The sequence below is a fragment of the Candidatus Symbiopectobacterium sp. NZEC135 genome (assembly GCF_025962695.1).
Window position 1 is genome coordinate 1 of sequence record NZ_JAGFPF010000114.1, and the last position, 5287, is coordinate 5287.

The following is a 5287-nucleotide window of genomic DNA, read 5'->3' on the forward strand; positions in this document are numbered from 1 at the left end:
TGGTGCCGCCAACTGTCGGCGCGTTGTTCATCATCAAACACCGCGACGGCGTGCGTCGGCTGGCTATGCTGTAGCAGTTGGGTAACGGCGTGCTGACAGGCTGCCACACAGGGAGAACCCTGCACGGCATGGATACGACGAATCAGGTTTAATGCATCGATAATCAGCAAATGTACAGGCATCAGGCGGTCCCGGCGAGAAGCGTAGTGAAGGTGGCGGGAAAATCCGGTTTTCCCGCCCGTGGTGCATCAGGAGCAGATTTCATAACAAGGGATGTAGGCGCTGCCCGGCAGCTTCATCCTTTGCTGCGCAACGAACCCTTGCAGTAACTTATCCATGCTTTGCATCAGTTGTGCATCGCCGTGGATCTTGTACGGACCGTGCTCTTCAATCGCCTGAATGCCAACCTCTTTGACGTTGCCCGCCACAATGCCAGAAAACGCCTTGCGCAGCGCAGAGGCCAACGCTTCCGGTTCTTGATTAGGGTGCAGATTGAGGTTTGCCATATTCTCGTGAGTGGGCTCAAACGGCAATTGCAGATCGGGCGCAATACGCAATGACCAGTTGAAGCTGTAGGCATCACCGGTATGTCGGCGATGTTCCTTCACCTGCGGCATCGCTTTCTTCATCTGCCGCGCTACTTCCGCTGCATCATTGATGATGATGGAGTAGTAACGGCGCGCCTGACGGCCCAGGGTCGTGATGATAAACTCATCCAGAACATGGAAATAATCGGCGCTTTCCTCCGGCCCGGTCAGGATGATGGGCAGCACCTGTTCGCTGTTTTCCGGATTCATCATGATGCTCAGCAGGTAGAGGAACTCTTCCGCCGTACCCACACCGCCGGGGAAAATAATGATGCCGTGCCCGATGCGCACGAAGGCTTCGAGGCGTTTTTCGATATCGGGCATGATGATAAGTTCATTCACCAGCGGGTTTGGCGGCTCGGCGGCGATGATGGACGGTTCCGTCATGCCAATAAAGCGGCCTTCTTTATAACGCTGCTGGGCGTGGCCGACGGCGGCACCTTTCATCGGCGCTTCCATGGCACCCGGGCCGCAGCCGGTGCAGATATTCAATTCGCGCAGCCCTAATTGGCTGCCGACTTTGCGCCCATAGAGATATTCGGTTTCATTAATGGAGTGACCGCCCCAGCACACCACCATGTTGGGTTCTTCACCCACGTGCAGCGCGCGCGCATTGCGCAGGATGGAAAACACCAGGTTGGTAATGTGGGCGCTATTTTCCAGATTCAGGTTCTGATAGCGGCCTGCCGAGGTGATTTGTCCGCTTACAAACAGGATGTCGCGCAGTACGGCGAACAGGTTGGCCTGCAATGAACGAATGATATCGCCATCAACGAACGCCTCTTCTGGAGGATTGACCAACTCCAGTTTCACGCCGCGCTCACGGCGCAATACGTTGATATCAAAATCTTCGTAGCGGGATAGCAGCTCTTTGCTGTTATCGGTTTGGCTGCCGGAATTCAGTACGGCAAGCGAACAGTTACGGAATAAACGGTAAAGATCGCTGCTGGCCGTGCTTTTCAACATGTCCACTTCCAACTGCGATAACAAATCCATAGACCCTAACGGGCTGATATGTGTAATCAATTTTACTCCTTGAGAACGCAGTGTATAACAACAACATTTCCAGGCAGCCCCTTGTCACCGCTGCGGAGGCAAGGCGCATAACACTGATTTTATGTATTACTCCACCTTAACCTGATGGTATCAGTTTTTCCAATAATGCTGTTTCTCAATGGCGATATTGTATGGTATCCCGCACTATTGCCGGGGTAAGCGCCCGGTATTTGCAATAAAGTCAGTGTTGCTACGCCAGGGATTGATGTCCAGCCCGCCACGACGCGTATAGCGTGCGTAAACAGTCAGTGTCTCTGGCTGGCAAAAACGCATCAGGTCGTTGAAGATACGCTCCACACACTGCTCATGGAACTCATTGTGGTGGCGAAAGGAGACGATATAGCGCAGCAGGGCTTCTCTGTCGATACACTTGCCCCGATAGTGAATTTGTACCGAGCCCCAATCCGGCTGGTGAGTGATCAGGCAGTTGGATTTGAGCACATGGCTCACCAATGTCTCTTCAACAACGGGGCTCTCGGCGTGGCAGGCGCTGGAAAGATGGTCGGCATTGAACGCATAATCCACGATCTGAATATCCTGCCCGTCAATACATTCCCCTTGGAATTGGCCCAGCGTCTGCCCCTGAAAGGCATCCAGCGAGAACAGCGTCACGCTAACCTTACCCTGTGCACAGGCGGCCAGATCGCGCGTTAGCGTCTCTTGTACCCGTTGCCAATTTTCAAATACCGTCTGATTGAAGCTGTTCAGGTAGAGTTTGAAGCTTTTAGATTCGATAAGGTTTGGGCTATCGGCCTGCAAATGCATTTCGCCGACGGCAACCTGCGGCACCCCGTTGGGGGCAAGCCAGGAGAGTTCGTATAATGTCCAGATATCTTCACCGTGAAACGGCAAATGCGCGGCATCAATGCCCAAAGGGTCGCGGTTTAAACTGCGTGGAACTGCTTGTAATAAACCTACATCGTAGCTGTCGTGGTAAGATGTGGGCTTTCCCAACGGTAACGCACTGAGCGCGTCTTGTTTGTCAGAAGTGGACATAACAGGCCTTTGCAAAGTAAAAACGATATGCAGTAGTGTAACCGACTCGCCCAGTGAAGAGAAAAAAGTATGGATGACAATGTGCAGCACGCACTCCAGGGGTTTACCCAGCGCTATATGGCGGCCTGGCAGCAAGCCTATGGTCATTTACCCGCCAGTGAGGCGTTGTACGGCGTTGCTTCACCCTGCATAGTGGAAAATGACGGCGAGCGGGTATTGTGGAAACCTCAGTCTGTGGCCGAAAGCGCGACGCTCGACGGCGTGTCGCGCGCGTTGAGTATTGCGCTGCATCCTGACGCTGAGGCTTTTTTTACCACCCAGTATGCCGGGGATATGGACGCGCGCTTTGCTGATATCGATTGCCTGCTGCTGCAATCGTGGAGCGAGGATGATTTTGTGCGTATGCAGGAAAATCTCATCGGGCATTTGCTGACGCAAAAGCGACTTAAGTTGCCGCCGACGCTGTTTTTAGCCACGACGGAATCAGAAATGGCGCTGATCTCGTTATCTAATGTCAGCGGTGAAGTATGGCTTGAAACCTTTGGTACACGTGAACACCGGGTGTTGGCTCCCTCTTTGTGCGTGTTCCTGCAACAGTTGCAACCGAGAGTAAGGTGATGGTTGACTGCGCTATCTGGCGGATATGCGTGTAAGAGATATCTTACATTAATTGTGAGATATCTCTGTGTTTTCCCGGTTTCATGCACTTTTTTTTTATTTTTTTCCTTTTTAATTAATGGATTATATCTTTCTTTGCATTAAGGGTTTCAGCGTAAATATAAGAAAAAGTCTGAACAGGGTCTTGCTGTTCGTCGCCATTTAATACATCTTAGTAACCGGTTACAGGATGTATCACTTTATCGCTAAATGTGGTGAAGAAGGATAACGGCTTCAGGATGAAACCAAGGACACCTCCAGGAAGGAGATTGAGAGCCGTTACGGAGTAGCGGTGGGGCAGGAGCCTGAAGGGAATATCTTCACGGAAGATGCAGGAAGAACGGTCAGGACGAAAGTTGGACGCTTGCACGGAGAGCTGGTTAGGATAACCGCCAAGGAAAAGTTTTCACGGATGAGCAGGGACGCAGTGGTGTAGCGGGAAAGCTATAAAACGAACCGGGGGCACTGAATATCAGTGCCCCCAACTTTTTTGTAGCAGATTATCCGTCAACACTGTTCTTTATTGTGTTACCACGCCGCCCTGCGCCTGTTGGGCTCATCTTGCTTCAATGATATGCTTTGCCCTCCACGCAGCCGGTGAGAGAAAAGCATGACGCACCAAGACCACATTCGACACGCCTTACGGGAAATTGAACGCACGCTACGCGACAGCGTGTTTTGGCAATCCGCCCCGCCGCAGGCCAGTGCGTTTACCAGCACAGAACCTTTCTGTATTGACACCATGAGCGCCGAACAATGGTTGCAATGGGTATTGTTGCCGCGATTACATGCGATGCTGGATGGCGGCGTTCCCTTGCCTCAGGCGCTCGCCATCACCCCCTATTTTGAAGAGGCCCTGACCGGGGATATCAACGACATCGCGCCGCTGTTAGAGCAACTGCGCGCGTTGGATGCGTTGTTTGTGCCTGCCGATGTGCAGGGAGAACGGGATGCTTGAAATTCTGTATCAGGATGAGCATCTGATCGCCATTAACAAACCGGCAGGGTGGTTGGTTCACCGCAGTTGGCTGGATCGCAAAGAAAAAGTGGTGATCATGCAGACGCTACGCGATCAGATTGGTCAACATGTTTTCACGGTCCACCGTCTGGACCGGCCAACGTCAGGCGTGCTGCTGCTGGGGCTTTCCAGTGAGATTGCGCGCCTGCTTTCGCAGCAGTTCGAGCAGCACCAGATTCAAAAAACCTACCACGCAGTCGTGCGAGGGTATCTTTCCGGCAGCGATACCATCGACTACGCGCTGACCGAAGAGCTGGACAAAGTGGCTGACAAACTCGCGCAGCGCGATAAACAACCTCAGACAGCCATCACCCACTACCGTTCTCTGGCGCAGGTGGAGCAACCGGTTGCGGTGGGGCGCTATCCTACCGCCCGATACAGCCTGGTTGAGCTGATGCCGCAGACGGGACGTAAACATCAGTTGCGCCGTCATATGGTGCATTTGCGGCATCCTATTTTGGGTGACTCAAAGCACGGTGATTTGCGTCAGAATCGCGCCATGGCTGCGCATTTTGGTTGTGGGCGCTTGATGTTGCATGCCAGCCAGCTGACGCTGTGCCATCCTGTAACAGGGGAGCCCTTGGTATTACGTGCCGGGTTGGATATGGCCTGGATGCACGTAATGACGCAATTTGGCTGGCTAGGCAGTCTCCCTGATGTTGAAAGGGTTGAGTTTCCGCCTGACTCGGGGCAGGATAACCGCCTTTCCAGTACTGCCGAATAGCGCAGATAAGGCGTTATCGGGCACGCAGCGATACATTACACGTGGAGTCATCATCATGGCGCAAATTGGTATTTTTGTTGGCACGGTTTATGGAAACGCATTGCTGGTTGCAGAAGAAGCGGAGAATCTGCTGAGCGAGCGCGGCCATCAGGTTAAGGTGTTTGAAGATGCCGACCTGTCATCCTGGCTGGCGTATCGCGAGCAGTATGTGTTGGTGGTAACGTCAACCACCGGGCAAGGGGATCTGCC

At 53.0% G+C, this 5287-nt stretch carries 6 protein-coding genes and 1 pseudogene; 4 read left to right on the forward strand and 3 right to left on the reverse strand.

The window, feature by feature from the left end:
- From J5224_RS23200 to queF, 3 genes and pseudogenes are all read right to left on the reverse strand, one after another.
- A pseudogene (locus tag J5224_RS23200) lies at positions 1-182 on the reverse strand (flap endonuclease Xni); the annotation flags it as partial.
- Positions 183-248: 66 nt separating this feature from the next.
- Positions 249-1613 carry a nucleotide 5'-monophosphate nucleosidase PpnN gene (gene ppnN / locus J5224_RS23205; RefSeq protein ID WP_264627603.1) on the reverse strand — a complete coding sequence of 455 codons (1365 nt, stop codon included), beginning with the start codon at positions 1611-1613 and terminating at the stop codon, positions 249-251.
- Between the two features lie 174 nt (positions 1614-1787).
- The gene (gene queF / locus J5224_RS23210) at positions 1788-2639 is read right to left on the reverse strand and encodes an NADPH-dependent 7-cyano-7-deazaguanine reductase QueF (protein ID WP_264627604.1); all 852 of its coding nucleotides are present in this window, start codon (positions 2637-2639) and stop codon (positions 1788-1790) included.
- Positions 2640-2708: 69 nt separating this feature from the next.
- Here queF and syd point away from each other — a divergent pair, with 69 nt between their 5' ends.
- The 4 genes from syd to J5224_RS23230 form a co-directional block, all read left to right on the forward strand.
- Positions 2709-3257, forward strand: a complete 549-nt coding sequence (syd, locus tag J5224_RS23215; protein ID WP_264627605.1) for a SecY-interacting protein — start codon at positions 2709-2711, stop codon at positions 3255-3257.
- Between the two features lie 649 nt (positions 3258-3906).
- Positions 3907-4254, forward strand: a complete 348-nt coding sequence (locus J5224_RS23220) for a YqcC family protein (RefSeq protein WP_264627606.1) — start codon at positions 3907-3909, stop codon at positions 4252-4254.
- Positions 4247-5038, forward strand: a complete 792-nt coding sequence (truC, locus tag J5224_RS23225) for a tRNA pseudouridine(65) synthase TruC (RefSeq protein ID WP_264627607.1) — start codon at positions 4247-4249, stop codon at positions 5036-5038. Before J5224_RS23220 ends, truC begins: the two co-directional genes overlap by 8 nt.
- Positions 5039-5093: 55 nt before the next feature.
- Positions 5094-5287 (forward strand): flavodoxin domain-containing protein (locus J5224_RS23230; RefSeq protein ID WP_264627608.1); only part of this gene is annotated, 194 nt, incomplete at its 3' end.

What these genes read in the sequence shown, in the direction of transcription:
- queF (WP_264627604.1), bottom strand. Translation starts at nt 2,639, where the DNA reads ATGTCCACTTCTGACAAACAAGACGCGCTCAGTGCGTTACCGTTGGGA.
- syd (WP_264627605.1), top strand. Translation starts at nt 2,709, where the DNA reads ATGGATGACAATGTGCAGCACGCACTCCAGGGGTTTACCCAGCGCTAT.
- J5224_RS23220 (WP_264627606.1), top strand. Translation starts at nt 3,907, where the DNA reads ATGACGCACCAAGACCACATTCGACACGCCTTACGGGAAATTGAACGC.
- truC (WP_264627607.1), top strand. Translation starts at nt 4,247, where the DNA reads ATGCTTGAAATTCTGTATCAGGATGAGCATCTGATCGCCATTAACAAA.